Source organism: Azospirillum sp. TSO35-2, assembly GCF_003116095.1.
Taxonomy (GTDB): domain Bacteria; phylum Pseudomonadota; class Alphaproteobacteria; order Azospirillales; family Azospirillaceae; genus Azospirillum.
Map to the genome: position 1 here is coordinate 99,184 of NZ_LGRA01000021.1, position 19,306 is coordinate 118,489.

Consider the following 19,306-nt stretch of genomic DNA (forward strand, 5'->3'; position numbering starts at 1 on the left):
GCGGCGTTACATCAGCCGCCCGCCCGCCGCCGCATCGGTCAGCAGCGGGTAGCGTTCGGCGTTCGGCAATTGATAGTGCCACCATTCCGACGGGTAGTGGTCCCAGCCGGCGGCGGCCATCACCCCCAGCAGCATGGCGCGGTTGCGCTGCTGTTCGGTGGTCAGGTCGCTGCGGCCGTGGTGGGACCGTTCGGTCATCGCGTCGAACCCGGTGCCCATGTCGAGCGGCACGCCGGCGGTGTCGGCCAGCGTCAGGTCGACGGCGACGCCGCGCGTGTGGTTGGAGCCCAGGCGCGGGTCGGCGATGTAGGTCGGGTCGGCGAAGGCGTGCCAGAGCCGCCATTGCGCCTCGGCCGGGCGGAAGGCATCGTAGACCCGCAGCCGGCAGCCGATGCCGCGGGCCAGCCGGATCGCGTCGGTCAGCCGGCGCGCGGCGTCCGGGTGCAGCAGGCACACCGGCGCGCGGTAGATCGGCGCACCCGACAGGTTGTCAGCGGTGGCGTAGAGAAGCTCCAGGTCGACGTCAAAGGCCGGCGGCACGATCTCGGTCAGCATGATGTGGGCAACCATAGGGGCGGGAACATGGATGGACGGCCGGTCTAGCATGATCCCGCATCGGCCATGAAGATGCAGTCTGCCATGGGGCGTCTCCCGCAAATGAGGGATTGTGCCGGCGGTGGGTTTGTGCTGAAGGCTGCGGTTGCAACAAGGGTGGGATAATGAAGGTTCTGGGTCTGGATACCGCGACGTCGGGCTGTTCGGCCGCGCTTTGGCAAGGACAGGCGCCGGGGCAAGCGGGCGACGGCGAACCCCGCGTGACCGTCCGCCGCCACGCTCCGATGGCGCGCGGGCAGGCGGAGGTGCTGGTGCCGCTGGCGCAGGAGGTGCTGGCGGAGGCCGGCGTCGGTTTCGCCGACCTCGACCGCGTCGCCGTGACGGTGGGGCCGGGGGCCTTCACCGGCCTGCGCATCGCGCTGGCGGCGGCGCGCGGCATCGCCGTCGCCCACGACCTGCCGGTGGTCGGCGTCACCAGCTTCGACGCCATCGCCCACGGCATCCCGTCGGCCGAGCGCGCCGGCCGCGCCGTTCTGGTCGCCGTCGACAGCCGGCGGGTGGAGCCGTTCCTGCAGTTGTTCGACGGCGACCTTACCCCGCTGGGCGATCCGGCGATGCCCGACCCGGCGGCGATCCCGGCATGGCTCGACGCGCTGTGCCCGTCGGGGCCGCTGCTGCTGGCCGGCGATGCCGCCGCCGCGCTGCGTCCGCTGCTGGCCGGCCGGCCCGACCTGATCATGGCGGCGGGCGACGGGCTGCCCGACGCGGCGGTGGTCGCGGCGCTGGGGGCGTCGCGTCCCACCGGTTTGCCAGTAGAACCCTTCTATCTGCGCCCGCCCGACGTCACCCTGCCGAAAGCGGCCATCCCGAAGGCCGGGGCATGACCGGCCCCTCCCCCTCCCCTGCCCCGGGCTTCCGCCTGCACCGCGCCGGTCCGCTGGAGGCCGGGGTGGTGGCCGCCCTCCAGCAGGCCTGCTTTCCCGACGATCCCTGGGACGAGGCGTCGGTCGCCACGCTGACCGGTCCACCCGGCGGCTTTGCCGTGCTGGCGCTGGGCGGGGAACCGGATGGCGCGCCGGTCGGCTTCGTCATGGCCCGCGTGGCGGGCGAGGACGCCGAGATCCTGGCGATCGGGGTGCTGCCGGCCGCCCGGCGGACCGGTGTCGGCCGCCGGCTGGTCGAGGCCGCTGCCGCCGGGTCGCATGACCTGGGCGCTACTGCGCTGTTTCTTGAAGTCGCCGAGGACAATCAGGCGGCTTGGACTCTATACAAGGCCTGCGGCTTCTTTTCCGTCGGCCGGCGGCCCGGATATTACAAGCGCCCCGACGGCCGGGTGGCCGCGCTTGTGCTGCGCCGCGATCTGGGTGGGGCATAGGGGTTAATTTTTTCGCACGATCAGGCGGTGGACCCCATGGGGGTCATCCTTCCGTTCAGGCTGCACAGACAGAATGCTGTGGCCCAATTCGATCAAGGATCGTGGTACATTTTCCAAGGGTTCGCCGGCATTCAGCCGGACTTCGAGGGTTTGGCCCGCGTCCATCCGCTCGACCATCAACTTGGTCTTGACGAAGGTTAACGGACAAACCTGCGAGGTGATGTCGAGAAACAAGTCTGTGGAGCTTTTTTCGGTCACCGATTCCTCTTGGTTCCAAAGGATGGATATTGCGCGCCGCAGAAAACCTCTTTATATGGAGAGGTACGAATGCCGCGGAGCAAGCTTACATGAGCAACGGGTCCCCTTCCAACGCGCTGTTGTCTCTGACCACGGAGATCGTGGCGGCGCATGTCTCGAACAATACAGTGGCTCTGACCGATCTTCCGACGCTGATCGAGCAGGTCTACAAGTCGCTGGCCAACGTCGGCACGGAACCCGTGGTGGCTGAAGAGCGCCCGCAGCCCGCGGTGCCGATCAAGAAGTCGGTCACGCCGGACTATATTGTCTGCCTGGAAGATGGCAAGAAGCTGAAGATGCTGAAGCGCCATCTCAAGACAGCGTACAATATGACCCCAGAAGACTACCGTGACCGCTGGGGCCTGCCGGCCGACTACCCGATGGTCGCGCCGAACTACGCCCGCCAGCGCAGCTCGCTGGCCAAGCAGATCGGTCTCGGCACGCGCGCTCGCCGCGGCGCCTGAACCGTTGCCGGGTCGCGCGCCCGCATGGCTCGGGCGCGCCGTGGCCCGCCGCACCGCCTTTCGCCGCCGCCTCGTCCCGCTGATCGCGCGCGGCGCTGCCGCCCTGACGCCGTCGGCCTGACGATGTCGGTTGACCGGCAACCTGCGCTTCGTGTTATGCCTTGCGGTGTGTGCGACGCTGTTCGTTCCGACGTGGCCGCCCGGGCCCGACGGTGACGAATGGCGGCATGGCACAACGTCCCGAACCACCGCAGCGGACCGTCGACATGGCTGATGCAAGCTTGGACCAGACGGGCATGGCCCGGCCGCGCCCGGAGCGGAGCGAGGCGGACGCCCGGACGGCGGAGGCCGCAAACGCGACGGCCAAGGCGATGGACGGCATCCGCCTGGGCACGCTGGAGGTCCGGCTGGCCGAAACCGCCGCCGAGATCGACTGGGCGCAGGCCCTGCGCTACCGCGTCTTCTATGACGAGATGGCGGCGATCCCTTCGGCCGCGATGCAGGCGCAGCAGCGCGATTTCGACGATTTCGACGGGGTGTGCGACCATCTGCTGGTCATCGACCACGCCCGCGGCAACGGCCCCGACATGGTGGTCGGCACCTATCGCCTGATCCGTCGCCCCGCCGCGGCGAAGACCGGGCGTTTCTATTCCAGCGACGAGTACGACATCCGCCCGCTGCTCGACTACCCCGGCGAGATCCTGGAGCTGGGGCGGTCCTGCGTCGACGCCGGCTACCGCTCGCGCGGCAGCATGCAACTGCTGTGGCAGGGCATCGCCGCCTATGTCTTCCAGCATGACATCGCCCTGATGTTCGGCTGCGCCAGCCTGCCCGGCACCGATCCCGGCGCGCTGGCCGAACCGCTGTCCTACCTGCACCATCACCATCTGGCCCCGCCGGAGCTGCGGGCGACGGCGCTGCCCGAGCGCTACGTCTCGCTCGACCTGATGCCGAAGGACCGGATCGACCCGCGGCGCGCGCTGAACGTGCTGCCGCCGCTGATCAAGGGCTATCTGCGGCTGGGCGGCTTCATCGGCGACGGCGCGGTGATCGACCACCAGTTCAACACCACCGACGTCTGCATCGTGGTCAAGACCGACCTGATCACCGACAAGTATTTCAAGCATTACGAACGTCGCAGCCGCGACGGCCAAGCCGGCTGAGGCGGTGATGACCCGTACCGCGCGCGCCCTGGGGTCCTCCCCCCGCGGGGCTCTGCGTCTGACGCTGTATCTGCTGTGGACGGTGATCCTGATCCCGGTGCAGGCGCTGGCGGTCGCGCGGGGCTGGCGGCTGAACCGCGGCCTGCCGGTCTTCTATCACCGCGTCTGCACCCGTCTGATGGGGCTGGACGTGGTGGTGCGCGGCGACCGGGCGGCCGACGGTCCGGTGATGTTCGTGTCCAACCATTCCTCCTACCTCGACATCACCGTGCTGGGGTCGCTGATCCCCGGTTCCTTCGTCGCCAAGACCGAAGTCGGGAGCTGGCCCTTCTTCGGCCTGCTCGCCAAGCTGCAGCGCACGGTGTTCGTCGAACGCAAGGCGCGCTCGACCGTCGGGCAGCAGCGCGACGATCTGGGCGGTCGCCTGGAGTCCGGCGACAGCCTGATCCTGTTCCCGGAGGGCACCTCCAGCGACGGCAACCGCACCCTGCCCTTCAAGACGGCGCTGTTCGCCGTCGCCTCGCGCCGGATCGACGGCCGTCCGCTGACGGTGCAGCCGGTCAGCATCACGCCGACCCGGCTGGACGGCATCCCGATGGGTTTCGCCTTCCGCCCCTTCTACGCCTGGTACGGCGACATGGACCTGGTGCCGCACCTGTGGCAGGCCTTCCGTCTCGGCGGCATGACGGTGGAGGTGGAGTTCCACCCGCCGGTGACCATCGACGGCTTTTCCAGCCGCAAGGCCCTGGCCGACCATTGCCACCGCGTGATCACCCAGGGCGTGGCCCGCGCGGTTTCCGGCCGTCCCGACGCTCCGCGCCCGACCGACGCCTCCCTCGCCACCACCGAGACCACGCCCTCTCCCGCCGCTCCCACGATCAGCGATGCGGCGCACGGGAGTGCTTGAATCCGCTGCCGCGGTCGCCTATAAACAGCGGGCGCGCGGGTGTAGCTCAATGGTAGAGCAGAAGCTTCCCAAGCTTACGACGAGGGTTCGATTCCCTTCACCCGCTCCAACCGCACCGCTTTGGTTGGCGCTCGCACACTCCCCGTTTTAAAATCTGGTCCCTAAAACCTAAAAGTCTGGTCGGTGACGTCCGATCGATGAGCGGTTTGCCGTGATCGTGCAAACGGGCGCTCTCTTTTGCGTTTCGGGTTCGCCGTGCGCGCCGTTGCCGGAAAGGTGGAGGGCCGTAGGCTTGCTGGGTTCCACCCCCAGCCGCGAGGGAAACGCCGTGCCCCCGATCGAACGAGCCCGCCGGTTGAGCCGGTCCCTGCAAGCCCGCTTCCGCATCGACCTGTTCTCCGCTCTCGTGGAACGGGATTTCGAACGGCGCTTGGCCGAAGCCATCCTCGACGCGGAGCGCGACGCTTACCGGCGGGGTCGGGATGCCGCGCTGGCGGGGTCGGACGGTGATGCTGCCGTCACTTGCCCAGGCGGGAGCGCTGACCGGGTGTGGCTGGCTGGGCGCTCCACGGCCATGTGAGGCCGGCGCGTTCGGCACAGCCGTAATGCCAGGGGTTCTGGTCGCCGTGGCCCGCCCAATGCGCCTCGCCGGTTCGGATCGCCCGGCCGCAGGACCGGCACAGCGGCACGTTGCGCCCCGGCTGTCCGCCGGTGGTGCATGGCGCGCCGGCCCAGGCCAGCGAGGCGGGATGTCGTCCGTACAGCGTCATCGATGGCCCCCTTATCGCTGTTCCCCCATTCCGATCCGGTCCCGGCATAGGTGGCAGGACCAAGGCGAGCGGAGCATGCCGTCCTTGGCCGCCGCTGCCAACGGCACGGAAGGACAGGTCCAACCTGATCGGTCGGCGGCGGCTCCGCACCGGTTCAGACGATGGGGCCGCCCAGGGAAGGCGCAATATTCGCCACCGGACTCTCCCGCGAACACATGGTCGGTCGGGTGAACAGTCGAGGTCACCCGAGCGGTCATCTTTTCGTCCGCTTCCGGTCACACCCCTGTTCATACCCAGTTAACCATCAGGACCTAGCGTGCGACGCCTTCGCTGCGGTGCAGCGTGTTCTTCACGCGAAGGCGTTCCATGACGGTCTTTCTGCTGGATTATCTTCCGACCCTCTCCGCCATCTCCCTGATCACGGCGACCGGCTGTGCCGGTCTGGTGGCCGGAACCCTGTCGACCCTGCTCGGCGACCGGCGGGCGATCCTGGCGGCACAGGCGACGGCGTCCTCGCTGTTCCTCGTCCATTTCCTGTGCCTGGGCGCCCGGACCGGCACGCTGATGTGCCTGCTGGGGCTGGTGCAGATGGCCGTACGCTGCCGGACCCGACCGTCGCGCGGGCTCGAGCTGCTCTATGGCCTGACGGTGCCGGCCGCCCTGGCGGTCGCGGCGCTGACTTGGCAGGGGCCGCTGTCGGCGCTGTCGGCCGCCGGTTTCCTGCTGGCCACGCTCGGCCGCTGGCAGGGCGCGGTCGGGCCGATGCGGCTGTTCTTCGTGGCGGCGACGCTGGTCGGCGCCGGTCACAACGCGCTCGCCGGATCGGCCTTCGGGCTGGCGTCCGACGCGATGGCGCTCACCGGCCATGGCTGGAGCCTGTGGCGCGCCGGTGTTGGCCGTGGCGCCGCCACGGCCACGGCGTGAGCTGGTCACGGGGGCGGATGGACGCGGATGGATGGTGAGTGGCCCGCTCCGAATGGTCATGACCCCCGGTGGGAACATTCGGCCCGGCGGCCGGGTTGTGCCAGCGACGGGGATGCACCGGAGGACCTGCCACCATGGAAAAAGCCGAGATCGTCGATACGCTCAACGACCTGATCCGCATCGTCGAAGACAGTCACGAGGGCTATCGCCAGGCGGCCGAGAGCGCCGAGGACGAGGATCTGAAGGCGCTGTTCAACGACCTCGCCGCCCAGCGCGGCGCCATTGTCCGCGAAGTCCAGCGTCTGGTCGCCGAACAGGGCGGTGCGCCCGACATGGGCGGCACGATGATGGGCGGCGCCCACCGTTTCTTCCTGGAGCTGAAATCCGCGGTGCTCGGCCATGACCGGGCCGCCATCATCACCGAGGTCGAGCGCGGGGAAACCGAATGCCTGCGCCGCTATGACGAAGCGATGGCCAAGGAGCTTCCCCTGCCGATCACCGCGGTGATCGCCCAGCATCTCGACCGCATCCGGGTCGACCGTGACCGCATGGCGGCCTTGCGCGACGTGGTGGCATGATGGTGCGTCGCAGCATTGCGGGGGGTCCAACCAGGGCGTAGGCTTTCGTTGGTGGTCTTAACCACCGCTCCACCGTTCACCTGGACATGGATTGATGAACAGCAACAAATCGACCAATGATCTGGTCACCGAGGGCGCCTTCGCCCTGTACCGGGCGGAAAACGCCCACCGCGTGGCCGAGTTCAAGAAGTCCGACAACGCCGAAGCGGCCATCGCCGCCGATTTCGACGCCTATCGCAGCCGCTATCTGCGGAAGTTCAAGGACTTCATCGACAGCCTGTCCGAACAGGGCCTGACCGTCACCCGCGCGGCGTGAGACCGCCGGGCAGCCGGCCCGGCAGCCCCGTCGTCTCCGGCAGCCCCGCACCCGACACCCTGCCCTCTGCCGCCGTACGGCGCCGGCCCGCTGCGGCCAGCGCTGCACGGCGGCCGGCGGGGTCCAGACCACGCCACGCCGTGATGTCCTCCAGCGTGCGATAGCAACCGACACAGATTCCATCGGCGTCCAGCGTGCACAGCCGGACGCAGGGTGATGGAACGGGCTCCGGATCGGGATCGCGGCACAGGGGCATGCCCGGACTGTGCCAAGCCGGCGGAGCCGCGGCAAGCGTCCAGGCTCGGAACAAGCGCCCGAAACGGATGGGAAAGCCGCGGGCGCGCCGCTATACTGCGGGCATGGCCCGCATGCTGTTCCTTCGTGACATCGACGCCGACGTGCAATTGCGCTGCCGCGCCTGCGGGCATGGCGGCGTCCTGCCCCGTGCCATGCTGGAACGGCGGTTCGGCCCCAATTACCCGGTGCTGTCGATCGCGCCGCACTATCGCTGTTCGCGCTGCGATTCCCGCGACATCGAAAGCCGCCCGATCCTGGTCGAGCCGCCGGCCGCCGCCAACGAGGAGCCGTCCTTCGACGCCCCGCTGGCGGCGTTGCAGGGGCTGCTCGCCTCGTTCCGCGGCACCGGCCGGGAAGAGGATGAGCCGGAACCCCCGCCGCCCGCCCGCCGTGCCGACCCCTCTCCGCCGGTCGCTCTTCAACCGGCTTCGCCGGCGCGTCCACAACCGGCTCCGCCGGCTCGGCCGAAGCCGGTCCCGCCGACCAAGCCCTTGGCCGAACTGGTGGCCGACGGACCGCCCGACGACGATGCCGACCCGCTGTGGGAACCGGTGTCGCTGGCCGACATGGCCGCCCGGCTGGGCAACGCCGAGCCGCCGGCCGACGACGACGCGGCCGAGGAACTGGACGACGGCTGGGACGACAGCGGGAGCGCCGACTCTGGCAAGGCCGGCATCGCAAAGCGTGATCAGGCGCCGGCCGACGACGACGCGGAGGACGACGGTGCGGACGAAACGCTGACGGCGCTGCATCGCCTGTTGGCGCAGACCGGTTGGAACGACGACCCGCCGGAACAGGGACGCGTTGCCGGAAGGCGGCGGTCCGACGACGACTTTGACAACGCGCCGGACGATGGCTGGGGCGAGCCCGACCGGCGCGGCAGCCGCGCCGCGGCCTTCGACATTGAGGACCGGGGCGACGACGACCAGGACGAGGGCGATGAAGGCGCGCCCGCCGTCTTCTCGCACAAGGCGCTGGTGCGCGACGATTTCGAGGACGAGCCGGAAACCGGGGAGACCGGTGACGAATCCGAAGACTGGTCGGCCGAACGGTGGAACGCGGAGGATGAACCGTCGGACGACGACATCCTGTCCTTCGCGATCCGCGACCCGGAGAAGCCCACGCCGCGGCCGGCCCGATCCGAAGCGTCCGCCAAGTCACCGTCCAAACCGTTGCCGCCCCAACCGGCTACGGAACCGCTCGATTTCGACCAGCACCGGGCGGAACGGCGCGCGCAGCGCCCGCCCCCGCCGGCGGATGACGAGGATGGGTTTGACCGGACGTTGGCGGCGTTGCGGTCGATGATCGAGGACGCGGCGAGCGAACCGCTGGCCCCGACCGCCGGCGGCAAGCCGCGCGCCGCCGACCGCCGCCCTGCCCCGGCCGCCGACGACAGTGCGATGGACGACAGTGCGATGGACGACGGCGAGCCGGATTCCGATCCGGCCGCGCAATCCTGGGCGGGACCGACGGATGATCGGCCCCATGACCCGCCCGATGATCGGATGGACGATCACGACCGGCCGGCGTCGGGCCGCCGCTCCGCCCAGGAGCGCGAGATCGAAGAGGCGATGAAGGCCCTGCGCACTCTGGTCGAGGAGGACTCCCCGGCGGAGCCGCCCTTGCCGAAACCGCGCGCCGGCAAAGCCCGCCCGCCCGAGCCGCTGCCCGAACGTCGGGCGCCCGAGGCGGATGCCCCACCGGACGATGCCAAACCGGGAAAGCCGGCGGCCGGGCACGAGCCGACGCCGCTCAGCAAGACCATTGCCGCGCTGCGCGGCATGCTGGAACTGGACGGCCGCCGCAAGCGCTGACCGGGACGGGAGTTCGCCCCGGTTGGACGTGGTCGGCGGACGGCGCTCAGCCGTTGTCGGCCAGCACCGATCCGGCGAGATAGAGCGAGCCACAGATCAGCACGCGGGCCGGGCCGGGCCGGTGGGCGACCAGATCGGCCAGGGCGGCGTCGACCGTGTCGGCCGCCGCGCTGTCGCGGATGCCGCAGATCCGGCCGGTTTCCGACGATTCCTCGGCGGTGAAGCTGGCCTCCTCGCCGGGAATCGCCACCGCGCGCAGGGCGTGGGTGAATGGGGCGATCGGGCCGAGGAACTCGTACGGGTCCTTGCTCGACAGCATGCCGTAGATCAGCAGCAGCGGCAGCGCGCGGCCATCACCGCCGCCGCCGGACCGCTCCTGCGACCAGTCGACCGCCTGACGGGCCAGCGCTTCACCCGCGCTGTCGTTGTGGCCACCGTCCAGCCACAGCTCCCAGCCCGGCGGCAGCCGGTCGGCCAGCGGGCCGCGCGTCAGGCGTTGCAGCCGCGCCGGCCACTCGACGGCGGTCAGGCCGCGGCGCACGGCGTCGTTGTCGACCGTCAGCGGCAGATGGTCGAGGCAGGCGATCGCCACCCCGGCGTTGGTGATCTGGTGCGCGCCGGCAAGGCCCGGCATCGGCAGGTCGAGGCGTCGCGTCGCGCTTTCGAAGCGGAATCCACCGGCTTGCGGCGTGACCGACCAGGGCTGGATCGGCGCGGCGATGGCGGTGGCGCGCAGGGTCAGCGCCCGCAGCGCGTCGGCCTCGGGCTGCGGCGCCAGCACCACCGGCACGCCGGGCTTGAAGATGCCGGCCTTCTCGCTGGCGATCTCCAGCAGGGATTCGCCGAGGAACTGGCGGTGGTCGTAGGAGATGCGGGTGATCGCCGTCACCGCCGGCCGATCCACCATGTTGGTGGCGTCCAGCCGGCCGCCCAGCCCGGTTTCCAGCAGCACGACGTCGGCCGGCACGCGGGAGAAGGCGAGGAAGGCGGCGACCGTCGTCACCTCGAAGAAGGTGATCGGGTGGCCGGCGTTGGCAACCTCGCATTCCTCCAGCAGGGCGGCCAGATGGTCGTCGTCGATCAGCCGGCCGGCCAGCCGGATGCGCTCGTGAAAACGCACCAGATGCGGCGAGGTGTAGACATGGACACGGTACCCCGCCGCCTCCAGCATCGCGCGCAGGAAGGCGACCGTCGACCCCTTGCCGTTGGTGCCGGCGACATGGACCACCGGCGGCAGCTTGCGCTCCGGATGGTCCAGCGCCGCCAGCAGCCGCCGCACCCGGTCCAGCGACAGGTCGATGACCTTGGGGTGCAGCCCCTTCAGCCGGTCCAACACCGGGTCGGCCCGGTTCGCGGCGGAACGGGCTGCTGGCTGGGACGGGGCGGGCGGAGGGGCGGCGTCGATCATGGTCGTCTCGAAGGTCGCGAGGGTCAGTCGTCGCCGGCCTGGACCGGGGCGGCCGGAGCGGCGGCCTGTCCCGCGGCCTGGGCGGCGACCGGCTGGGCGGCGCTGGGCTGGGCGGTCGGCGGGATCACCTCCGCCTCCACCGGCTGCGCGGCGCTGAGGTCGACGTCCACCGGTTCCGCCGCGTCGATGCGCGGGGTCATCAGCAGGCCGATGCTGCGCGACAGCGTCGGGCGCAGGTCGCGGCGGTGGACGACCATGTCGACCATGCCGTGCTCCAGCAGGTATTCGGAGCGCTGGAAGCCCTCGGGCAGCGTCTCGCGGATCGTGCTTTCGATGACGCGGGCGCCGGCGAAGCCGATCTGCGCGCCCTTCTCGGCGATGTGGATGTCGCCCAGCATCGCGAAGCTGGCGGTGACGCCGCCGGTGGTCGGGTCGGTCAGCACGACGATGTAGGGCAGGCCGGCTTCCTTGACCATCTCCACCGCGATGGTGGTGCGCGGCATCTGCATCAGCGACAGGATGCCTTCCTGCATGCGGGCGCCGCCCGACGCCGACACGACGATCAGCGGCGCGTGCTTGGCCACCGCCAGCCGGGCGGCGGTCAGCAGCCCCTCGCCGACGGCGATGCCCATCGAGCCGCCCATGAAGCCGAAGTCGAAGGCGGCGACCACGGCGGCATGGCCGCCGATGCGGCCCTCGCCGACGACGATGGCGTCGGTGCGGCCGGTCTTGGTCTGCGCTTCCTTCAGGCGGTCGGTGTAGCGCTTCTGGTCACGGAACTTCAGCGGGTCAGCGACCGACTTCGGCAGCTCGACACCCTCATAGGCGCCGTCGTCGAACAGCGATTCCAGCCGCTTGATCGGGTCGAGCCGCATGTGGAAGCCGCAATGCTGGCAGACATGCAGGTTGTCTTCCAGATCGCGGTGGAACAGCATCGACTCGCAGCTCGGGCATTTGTGCCAGAGGTTGTCGGGCACTTCCTTGCGGGCGTAGAGCGCGCGGATCTTGGGACGGACGTAGTTGGTAAGCCAGTTCATGGAACGCCTTTCAACGACACGGCGATATGCTGAAGCCCGGCGCCGGCCCGACACATGGGTCGGTGCCTCGCCGGGCCGTTTCAGCCGTCTGCCGCCGTGAGCGATCGTGTTGGGGGTGTCGTAAAGCTGTTTGCCGTTCTTGTAAACCGTCCGCCGGTCACCCCCGCGCCGCGCGCACGCCCTCGGCCAGTTCGCGGACGAAGCCCAGCACGTCCTCGACCGTGCCCGGCCGGACCGTGCCGCTGCCGTCCAGCCCGTCGGCCAGCCGGGTGACGATGGCAGAGCCGACCACCGCGGCGTCGGCGATGCGGGCGACGTCGGCGGCCTGCGCCGGCGTCTTGATGCCGAAGCCGACGGCGACCGGCAGGTCGGTGTGGCGCTTCAGCCGTTCCACCGCCGCGTCGATGGCGGTGTTGGCGGCGCTGGCGGTGCCGGTGATGCCGGCGATCGACACGTAGTAGACAAAGCCCGAGGTGTTCTTCATCACCACCGGCATGCGCGTCTCGTCGGTGGTCGGCGTCGTCAGGCGGACGAAGCTGACGCCGGCCTTCACCGCCGGGATGCACAGCTCCTCGTCCTCTTCCGGCGGCAGGTCGACGACGATCAGGCCGTCGACCCCGGCGTCGCGCGCGTCGGCCAGGAAGCGGTCGACCCCGTAGGCGTAGATCGGGTTGTAATAGCCCATCAGGATGATCGGCGTGTCGGCGTCGCCCTCGCGGAAGCCGCGCACCAGCTCCAGCGTCTTGCGCACCGTCATGCCGGCGTGCAGCGCCCGCAGTGACGACGCCTGGATCGCCGGACCGTCGGCCATCGGATCGGTGAAGGGCATGCCCAGCTCGATCAGGTCGGCGCCGGCGGCCGGCAGGCCGTGCAGCACCGCCCGCGAGGTGGCGGGGTCGGGGTCGCCGGCGGTGACGAAGGTGATCAGGCCGGCGCGACCCTCCGCCTTCAGCGCGGCGAAACGGCGGGCGATGCGGCCGGACGACAACGGATCGGCACTCACAGCTCAACTCCCAGATGCTTGGCGACGGAGAAGATGTCCTTGTCGCCGCGGCCCGACAGGCACAGCACCATCAGGTGGTCCTTGGGCAGTTTCGGCGCGCGCTTGATGACCTCGGCCAGCCCGTGCGCCGATTCCAGCGCCGGGATGATGCCCTCGGTCCGGGCGCAGAGCTGGAAGGCGTCCAGCGCGTCCTGGTCGGTGGCCGACGCGTATTCGACGCGGCCGACATCGTGCAGCCAGCTGTGCTCCGGCCCGATGCCGGGATAGTCGAGGCCGGCGGAGATCGAGTGGCCTTCCAGGATCTGGCCGTCCTCGTCCTGCAGCAGGTAGGTGCGGTTGCCGTGCAGCACGCCGGGGCGGCCGCCGTTGATCGAGGCGGCGTGGTCCAGCGGACCCTTCTCGATGCCGCGTCCGGCGGCCTCGACGCCGATCATCTGCACCGTCGGTTCGTCCAGGAAGGGGTGGAACAGGCCGATGGCGTTCGACCCGCCGCCGACGCAGGCGACCAGGCTGTCGGGCAGCCGGCCTTCCAGCTCCTGCATCTGGGTCCGCACCTCGTCGCCGATCACCGACTGGAAATCGCGGACGATGGTGGGGTAGGGGTGCGGGCCGGCGGCGGTGCCGATGATGTAGAAGGTGTCGGCGACGTTGGTGACCCAGTCGCGCAACGCCTCGTTCATCGCATCCTTCAGCGTCTTGGCGCCGGAGGTGACGGCGCGCACCTCCGCCCCCAGCAGCTTCATGCGGAAGACGTTGGGCGCCTGGCGGGCGATGTCGGTCTCGCCCATGTAGATGACGCAGGGCATGTTGTAGAGCGCGCAGACCGTCGCCGTCGCCACGCCATGCTGGCCGGCGCCGGTCTCGGCGATGATGCGGGTCTTGCCCATGCGCCGCGCCAGCAGGATCTGGCCGATGCAGTTGTTGATCTTGTGGGCGCCGGTGTGGTTCAGCTCCTCGCGCTTGAAGTAGATCTTGGCCCCGCCCAGATGCTCGGTCAGGCGTTCCGCGTAATAGAGCGGGTTGGGACGGCCGACATACTGCTTCAGCTGCTGGCGCATCTCGCCTTCGAAGGCGGGATCGGCGCGCGCCTCGCGATAGGCCTTCTCGACCTCCAGGATCAGGGGCATCAGCGTCTCGGCGACGAAGCGCCCGCCGTAGATGCCGAAATGCCCGCGCTCGTCGGGACCGGAGCGGTAGGTGTTGAGTTTGGTCATCGTCTGCGACACTGCCTAGGGTCGAGGGAGCATGAATCGTCCGGGCCTGAAAGTCCGGACGCCGGCCAAGCGCGCCACCATACCGGTGCGCCGCGCCGATTTGAAGCGGCCGATTCGAACCGACCGATTCCGGGGCGGCCGATAGGGGAGCAGCCACCCCGAAAGATGGAGCGGGGGTTTCCAGGAACAAGCGGGCCACCTACACTGACGCTCCCGCCCATCGAGGAGCTTATCGCCGATGCCTCCGCGGACGCCGCCGTCGCTTCTCCCCACGGACACCCGGCCGGCGCCCATGGCGCGGGAGCCCCGCCGCATCCTGGTGGTGGAGGACAGTCCGCTGAACCAGATGCTGGTGACTGCCATCCTGGCGCAGGCCGGGCATCGCACCGACACCGCCGGCAACGGGCTGGAGGCGGTGATGGCGGCGCAGGCCGGCGGCTATGACCTGATCCTGATGGACCTGTCGATGCCGGAGATGGACGGTCTGACCGCGACGCGGCTGCTGCGCGACCTGCCGGGCGCCGCCGGGCGGGTGCCGGTGATCGCCATGACCGCCGACGTCGGCGAGGCCGACCGCGCCCGCTGCCAGGATGCCGGGATGAACGACCACATCGCCAAGCCGGTCGACCGCGTCCAACTGCTGGAGACGGTGGAGAAATGGCTGTGCCCGGCGGCATCGCCCGGTTTCGGCCCCTGCGCCCCGGTGCCGGTCGCGGCCCTGCCGGACCAGGACGTGCTGGACCGCGAGGTTCTGGCCCAACTGGCCCAGGATCTGGACGGCGACCTGCTGGCCGATGTGCTGCGGCAGTTCGTGGCGGAAACCCTGGAGCGGGTCGGGCGGATCATGGCGGAAACCGACCGCGCCGTGCTGATGCGCGAGGCGCACACGCTGAAAAGCACCGCCGGCACCTTCGGCGCCCGCGCGCTGTGCGCCGCCGCCCGCGGGCTGGAGCTGGCCTGCCGGGCGAGCCTGGCCGAGGAGGACCCGGCCGGGGATGCTCTGGTGGGAGAAGGGGCGGGGGAAGGGGCGACGGACGCGGTCGACAGGCTGCGCGGCGACATTCCCCGGCTGGCCGGGGACGCCATCGCGGCCTACCGCGCCGCCGGTTATCTGGTCGCGGACCCGGACCGGGATCCGGACTGAGCGTCGTTGCCGGTCACTCGACGACGCTGATGTTGACCGCGGAGTCCTTGCCGTTGTTCCCGCGCTCCACCTCGAACTGAACGCGCTGGCCCTCCGACAGGGCGTGCAGGCCCGAACGCTGGACCGCGGTGATGTGGACGAACACGTCCTTCGCACCGGCTTCCGGCGCGATGAAGCCGTACCCCTTGGTGGTGTTGAACCATTTGACGGTGCCGTTGGTCATGGGCCTCCCCCTGAGGATGACGAAGTGCTTGGGTCCCGCTTGCGTGGGTTCCGTTGCCCGGATCCCTTTGCCCAGTTCCCATTGTCCTGGTCGTGATCGCCGGCATCGGCCGCGCCGTGAGGCCTGCCGGGCAAGCGGAACCAAGACATTGTGCGGGGAGGCTAGCCGCAGGCTGCGGTTGTGAGCAATTCCGTCTCACGGCATAGGACGAATGACGCCGTTTTCCTGGCCGGCAGTACGACCAACGCGCCGGCTTTTCGACGAAGGGTATTAGCCATGATCTTTTGCGGAAGCGGAATCTGTGCCGAAATTAAGGCTTAGAGCTTGCCTTCCGCTTGCCAGGTGAGCCTTTTGCGGTAGATCGTCGAGGCGCTGATCTGCAACAGCGCCGCGGCGCGCGGGATGTTGCCGTCGCAGGCGGCGATGGCGTCCTCGATCGCGTCCTTTTCCACCTCCCACAGCGGCTTGATCGCCTCCGGCGTCAGCGGAACCGGCGGGCGCGGGGCGGGGGAGGGGGTGTCCGCCGCCGGCGCCGCCGGGGCCAGCGGCGTGCCCGGCTGGTGGGTGCCGAGCGGCGGCGGCAGCATGGCCGGCACCACGGTGTCGCCGTCATGCAGCACCGCGACGATGCGCACGACGTTCTGCAACTGGCGGACGTTGCCCGGCCAGTGATAGTGGCGCAACGCCTGCTCCGTTTCCGGCGAGAAGCGGACGAAGCCCTTCTTCTCCTCCTTCGCGAACTCCGCCAGGTAATGGCGGGCGATCTCCAGCACGTCGTCCTCGCGGTCGCGCAGGGGCGGCAGGTGGATGGGGATGACGTGCAGCCGGTAATACAGGTCTTCGCGGAATCGCCCCTCCTCCACCTCGCGCAGGGGGTCGCGGTTGGTGGCGCAGACGATGCGCAGGTCGACCTTCTCCAGCTTGGACCCGCCGACCGGGGTGAAGGTGCCGGTCTGGATGAAGCGCAGCAGCTTGGTCTGCAGGTCGGGCGCCAGCTCGCAGATCTCGTCCAGGAACAGGGTGCCGCCGTCGGCGCGCGCCGCCGCGCCCTCGCGGTCGGACACCGCGCCGGTGAAGCTGCCCTTCATATGGCCGAAGATCTCGCTTTCCATGAGATCCTTCGGGATGGCGCCGCAGTTGATGGCGATGAAGGGGCGGGCCGCCCGCTGGCTCTGGCGGTGGATCGCCTCGGCGCAGACCTCCTTGCCGGTGCCGGATTCGCCGGTGATGAAGACGGTCGCGCGTGAAGACGCGGCGCTGTCGACGATCCGGTAGACCGCCTGCATCGCCAGCGACGAGCCGATGAAGCCGTGGTAGCGCCCGCGGTTCAGGTCCTTCTCGAAGGTGTCGACCAGCTGGGCCAGCCGCAGCCGTTCCATGGCGTTGCGGACGGTCACCACCAGCCGGTCGGCGGAGAAGGGCTTGACCAGGAAATCGTAGGCGCCGTAGCGCATCGCCTCCACCGCCGCCTTCACCGACCCGTGGGCGGTGATGACGATCACCGCGCAGGGCAGCGCCTGCTCGGCGATGCGCTTCAGCACCTCCATCCCGTTCATGTCCGGAAGCTGGAGGTCGAGCAGCACGACCTTCGGCGCGCCGTCCCTCAACTGCTCCAGCGCCGCCGCCCCGGTTTCCACGGCGATGACGGTGTGGGATTCCTTCTTCAGGAACTCTGCATAGACACGGGCCAGCGACGGCGTGTCTTCGATGAGCAGGACGGGAATGGGGCCGGACGGCATGCTGCGCGGCACGCAAAGGTAGGGGAGGGTCGCCGTAGTGTTTAGCAGATTATTCCGAAAATCCCACCCCCACACATGTTGCGTCGTCGATGAATTGGTGGAACCGGTACTGGAAATGAAATGTCGCGGCGCAGGGTTGGTCCGCCATCCGGCCCCGACGCTCCGCGCTTGTCGCGGCCGGCTTGATGAACTATCAGCAGCGTCTACGAGAACCGCCCGTTCCGGGCGTCTGTGAGAACCGCCCCTTCCGGGCGGGGAGCGGGGGAGGCGGCCTTGACCGATCACGCCATTCTGTCCGGCAAGCGCGTGCTGCTGGTGATCGCCGGCGGCATCGCCGCCTACAAGAGCCTGGAACTGATCCGCCGCCTGCGCGAACGCGGGGTGGCGGTGCGTGCGGTGCTGACCGCCGCCGCCGCCCGCTTCGTCACGCCGCTGTCGGTGCAGGCGCTGACCGAGGACACCGTCTACCAGGACATGTGGTCGCTGACCGACGAGTCGGAGATGGGCCACATCCGCCTGTCGCGCGAGGCCGACCTGGTGGTGGTCGCCCCGGCCACCGCCAACCTGCTGGCGCGGATGGCAGCGGGCATGGCCGACGATCTGGCCGCCACCGTGCTGCTGGCCACCGACACGCCGGTGCTGGTCGCCCCCGCCATGAACGTGCGGATGTGGACCCACGCCGCCACCCGCGCCAACATGGCCCTGCTGGAACGCCGCGGCGTGCGGCGCATCGGCCCCAACGAGGGGGCGATGGCCTGCAACGAGTTCGGCCCGGGCCGCATGGCCGAGCCGATGGAGATCGTCGACGCCATCGCCGCCTTCTTCGCCGGCGAGGCGCGCAAGCCGCTGGCCGGCCGGCGCGCCATCGTCACCAGCGGCCCGACGCACGAGCCGATCGACCCGGTGCGCTACATCGCCAACCGCTCGTCCGGCAAGCAGGGGCACGCCATCGCCGCCGCGCTGGCGGCGCTGGGGGCCGAGGTGACGCTGGTCAGCGGCCCGACCCAACTGCCCGACCCGCCCGGCTGCACCGTCCGCCGCATCGAGACGGCGCGCGAGATGCTGGCCGCCTGCGAGGCGGCGCTGCCCGCCGACATCGCGGTCTGCGCCGCGGCGGTCGCCGACTGGCGCGTCGCCGGCGAGTCGGACCGCAAGCTGAAGAAGGACGGCGGCGGCCCGCCGGCCCTGGAACTGACCGAGAATCCCGACATCCTCGCCACCCTGTCGCGCCCGGGGGGCCGGCGCCCGGCGCTGGTCGTCGGCTTCGCGGCGGAAACCGGCGACGTGCTGGCCTACGCCACCGCCAAGCGGGCGCGGAAGGGCTGCGACTGGATCGTCGCCAACGACGTCTCGCCCGGCACCGGCACCTTTGGCGGCAACGACAACACCGTCCACCTGATCCGCGCCAGCGGCGTGGACTCCTGGCCCACCATGGGCAAGGACGCCGTCGCCGCCCGGCTGGCGGAGGCGGTTGCCGGGCATTTCGAGGGCAAGTAGGTTCTGCGGATGTCCCCTGCACAGGAAACCCCCATGCCTCCCACCGTCGCCTTCCTCCGTCTTGCCGGCAACGACGACCTGCCGCTGCCGTCCTACGCCACCGAGGGGGCGGCCGGGTTCGACCTGCGCGCGGCGGTGCCGGCGGGAGAACCGGCGGTGCTGGCGCCGGGCAAGCGGATGCTGGTGCCGACCGGCTTCGCCGTCGGGCTGCCGCCGGGGTGGGAGATGCAGATCCGGCCGCGCTCCGGGCTGGCGGTCAAGCATGGGGTGACGGTGCTGAACACGCCGGGCACCGTCGATTGCGACTATCGCGGGCCGGTCGCGGTCTGCCTGGTCAATCTGGGCGACGAGCCCTTTTCCATCGCCCGCGGCGACCGCATCGCCCAGGCGGTGATCGCCCCGGCGCCGCAGGCCGCGCTGGTCGAGGTGGCCGATCTGGACGAGACGGCGCGCGGGGCCGGCGGCTTCGGGTCGACCGGGGTGTCCTGACCGGGCTGTTCTGACCGGGCTGTCCTGACCCTGGGGCGCGAACGGCCGGCGGCGTTTCAACCGTCGCTCTTTGCGCGCCGAGTTGTGTCATG

At 70.1% G+C, this 19,306-nt stretch carries 22 protein-coding genes and 1 tRNA gene; 13 read left to right on the plus strand and 10 right to left on the minus strand.

Annotation, left to right across the window (positions count from 1 at the left end; translation table 11 throughout):
* Positions 1–6 precede the first annotated feature (6 nt).
* Complete coding sequence (ddpX, locus tag TSO352_RS16630; RefSeq protein ID WP_109110687.1) at positions 7–555, minus strand: D-alanyl-D-alanine dipeptidase; 549 nt, start codon at positions 553–555, stop codon at positions 7–9.
* Between the two features lie 164 nt (positions 556–719).
* On the opposite strand from ddpX, the gene tsaB reads away from it, so the two are divergent.
* A complete protein-coding gene (gene tsaB / locus TSO352_RS16635; RefSeq protein ID WP_109108444.1) occupies positions 720–1,439 on the plus strand; it encodes a tRNA (adenosine(37)-N6)-threonylcarbamoyltransferase complex dimerization subunit type 1 TsaB in 720 nt (239 codons plus the stop codon).
* On the plus strand, positions 1,436–1,930 hold the full coding sequence (locus tag TSO352_RS16640) for an N-acetyltransferase (protein ID WP_109108445.1): 495 nt from the start codon (positions 1,436–1,438) through the stop codon (positions 1,928–1,930). Before tsaB ends, TSO352_RS16640 begins: the two co-directional genes overlap by 4 nt.
* Positions 1,931–1,933: 3 nt before the next feature.
* Here TSO352_RS16640 and TSO352_RS16645 read toward each other — a convergent pair whose 3' ends face one another.
* Positions 1,934–2,188, minus strand: a complete 255-nt coding sequence (locus TSO352_RS16645) for a sulfurtransferase TusA family protein (RefSeq protein ID WP_109108446.1) — start codon at positions 2,186–2,188, stop codon at positions 1,934–1,936.
* An 89-nt stretch (positions 2,189–2,277) separates the two neighbouring features.
* Here TSO352_RS16645 and TSO352_RS16650 point away from each other — a divergent pair, with 89 nt between their 5' ends.
* From TSO352_RS16650 to TSO352_RS16665, 4 genes are all read left to right on the plus strand, one after another.
* Entirely contained in the window at positions 2,278–2,691 is a 414-nt protein-coding gene (locus TSO352_RS16650; RefSeq protein WP_109108447.1) for a MucR family transcriptional regulator, read from the plus strand.
* 266 nt (positions 2,692–2,957) lie between these two features.
* On the plus strand, positions 2,958–3,854 hold the full coding sequence (locus tag TSO352_RS16655) for a GNAT family N-acyltransferase (protein WP_109108448.1): 897 nt from the start codon (positions 2,958–2,960) through the stop codon (positions 3,852–3,854).
* A gap of 7 nt (positions 3,855–3,861) precedes the next feature.
* On the plus strand, positions 3,862–4,761 hold the full coding sequence (locus tag TSO352_RS16660; protein ID WP_109108449.1) for a lysophospholipid acyltransferase family protein: 900 nt from the start codon (positions 3,862–3,864) through the stop codon (positions 4,759–4,761).
* Positions 4,762–4,796: 35 nt separating this feature from the next.
* Positions 4,797–4,870, plus strand: a tRNA-Gly gene (locus tag TSO352_RS16665).
* 409 nt (positions 4,871–5,279) lie between these two features.
* On the opposite strand, the gene TSO352_RS32965 is transcribed toward TSO352_RS16665, so the two are convergent.
* Positions 5,280–5,531, minus strand: coding sequence for a hypothetical protein (locus TSO352_RS32965; protein ID WP_146210769.1), 252 nt, complete (start codon positions 5,529–5,531; stop codon positions 5,280–5,282).
* Between the two features lie 366 nt (positions 5,532–5,897).
* On the opposite strand from TSO352_RS32965, the gene TSO352_RS16675 reads away from it, so the two are divergent.
* The 3 genes from TSO352_RS16675 to TSO352_RS16685 all read left to right on the plus strand — a co-directional run bounded on the left by TSO352_RS16675 (position 5,898) and on the right by TSO352_RS16685 (position 7,349).
* A complete protein-coding gene (locus tag TSO352_RS16675) occupies positions 5,898–6,455 on the plus strand; it encodes a YgjV family protein (protein ID WP_109108451.1) in 558 nt (185 codons plus the stop codon).
* A gap of 134 nt (positions 6,456–6,589) precedes the next feature.
* A complete protein-coding gene (locus TSO352_RS16680; RefSeq protein WP_109108452.1) occupies positions 6,590–7,033 on the plus strand; it encodes a PA2169 family four-helix-bundle protein in 444 nt (147 codons plus the stop codon).
* A 94-nt stretch (positions 7,034–7,127) separates the two neighbouring features.
* Complete coding sequence (locus tag TSO352_RS16685) at positions 7,128–7,349, plus strand: hypothetical protein (RefSeq protein WP_109108453.1); 222 nt, start codon at positions 7,128–7,130, stop codon at positions 7,347–7,349.
* Here TSO352_RS16685 and TSO352_RS16690 read toward each other — a convergent pair.
* Positions 7,333–7,605 carry a DUF1289 domain-containing protein gene (locus TSO352_RS16690; RefSeq protein ID WP_109108454.1) on the minus strand — a complete coding sequence of 91 codons (273 nt, stop codon included), beginning with the start codon at positions 7,603–7,605 and terminating at the stop codon, positions 7,333–7,335. The two genes, TSO352_RS16685 and TSO352_RS16690, sit on opposite strands and share 17 nt — an antisense overlap.
* A gap of 112 nt (positions 7,606–7,717) precedes the next feature.
* Here TSO352_RS16690 and TSO352_RS16695 point away from each other — a divergent pair, with 112 nt between their 5' ends.
* Complete coding sequence (locus TSO352_RS16695) at positions 7,718–9,460, plus strand: hypothetical protein (protein ID WP_146210770.1); 1,743 nt, start codon at positions 7,718–7,720, stop codon at positions 9,458–9,460.
* 46 nt (positions 9,461–9,506) lie between these two features.
* Here TSO352_RS16695 and TSO352_RS16700 read toward each other — a convergent pair whose 3' ends face one another.
* The 4 genes from TSO352_RS16700 to trpB form a co-directional block, all read right to left on the minus strand.
* Positions 9,507–10,868 (minus strand): folylpolyglutamate synthase/dihydrofolate synthase family protein, encoded by a 1,362-nt coding sequence (locus tag TSO352_RS16700; protein ID WP_109108456.1) that lies wholly within the window; start codon positions 10,866–10,868, stop codon positions 9,507–9,509.
* Positions 10,869–10,891: 23 nt separating this feature from the next.
* The gene (accD, locus tag TSO352_RS16705) at positions 10,892–11,905 is read right to left on the minus strand and encodes an acetyl-CoA carboxylase, carboxyltransferase subunit beta (RefSeq protein ID WP_109108457.1); all 1,014 of its coding nucleotides are present in this window, start codon (positions 11,903–11,905) and stop codon (positions 10,892–10,894) included.
* 157 nt (positions 11,906–12,062) lie between these two features.
* Entirely contained in the window at positions 12,063–12,908 is an 846-nt protein-coding gene (gene trpA / locus TSO352_RS16710; protein WP_199231640.1) for a tryptophan synthase subunit alpha, read from the minus strand.
* The gene (gene trpB, locus TSO352_RS16715; protein WP_109108459.1) at positions 12,905–14,122 is read right to left on the minus strand and encodes a tryptophan synthase subunit beta; all 1,218 of its coding nucleotides are present in this window, start codon (positions 14,120–14,122) and stop codon (positions 12,905–12,907) included. The genes trpA and trpB overlap by 4 nt, the downstream gene beginning before the upstream one ends.
* Before the next feature lie 292 nt (positions 14,123–14,414).
* On the opposite strand from trpB, the gene TSO352_RS16720 reads away from it, so the two are divergent.
* Complete coding sequence (locus tag TSO352_RS16720; protein ID WP_247872205.1) at positions 14,415–15,266, plus strand: response regulator; 852 nt, start codon at positions 14,415–14,417, stop codon at positions 15,264–15,266.
* A 13-nt stretch (positions 15,267–15,279) separates the two neighbouring features.
* On the opposite strand, the gene TSO352_RS16725 is transcribed toward TSO352_RS16720, so the two are convergent.
* Together TSO352_RS16725 and TSO352_RS16730 are read right to left on the minus strand one after the other, a co-directional pair.
* The gene (locus tag TSO352_RS16725; RefSeq protein ID WP_109108461.1) at positions 15,280–15,489 is read right to left on the minus strand and encodes a cold-shock protein; all 210 of its coding nucleotides are present in this window, start codon (positions 15,487–15,489) and stop codon (positions 15,280–15,282) included.
* Positions 15,490–15,806: 317 nt separating this feature from the next.
* On the minus strand, positions 15,807–17,228 hold the full coding sequence (locus TSO352_RS16730) for a sigma-54 dependent transcriptional regulator (protein WP_109108462.1): 1,422 nt from the start codon (positions 17,226–17,228) through the stop codon (positions 15,807–15,809).
* A gap of 273 nt (positions 17,229–17,501) precedes the next feature.
* Here TSO352_RS16730 and coaBC point away from each other — a divergent pair, with 273 nt between their 5' ends.
* A complete protein-coding gene (gene coaBC, locus TSO352_RS16735; RefSeq protein ID WP_109108463.1) occupies positions 17,502–18,725 on the plus strand; it encodes a bifunctional phosphopantothenoylcysteine decarboxylase/phosphopantothenate--cysteine ligase CoaBC in 1,224 nt (407 codons plus the stop codon).
* Between the two features lie 33 nt (positions 18,726–18,758).
* On the plus strand, positions 18,759–19,214 hold the full coding sequence (dut, locus tag TSO352_RS16740) for a dUTP diphosphatase (RefSeq protein WP_199231641.1): 456 nt from the start codon (positions 18,759–18,761) through the stop codon (positions 19,212–19,214).
* The last annotated feature ends 92 nt before the right edge of the window (positions 19,215–19,306 follow it).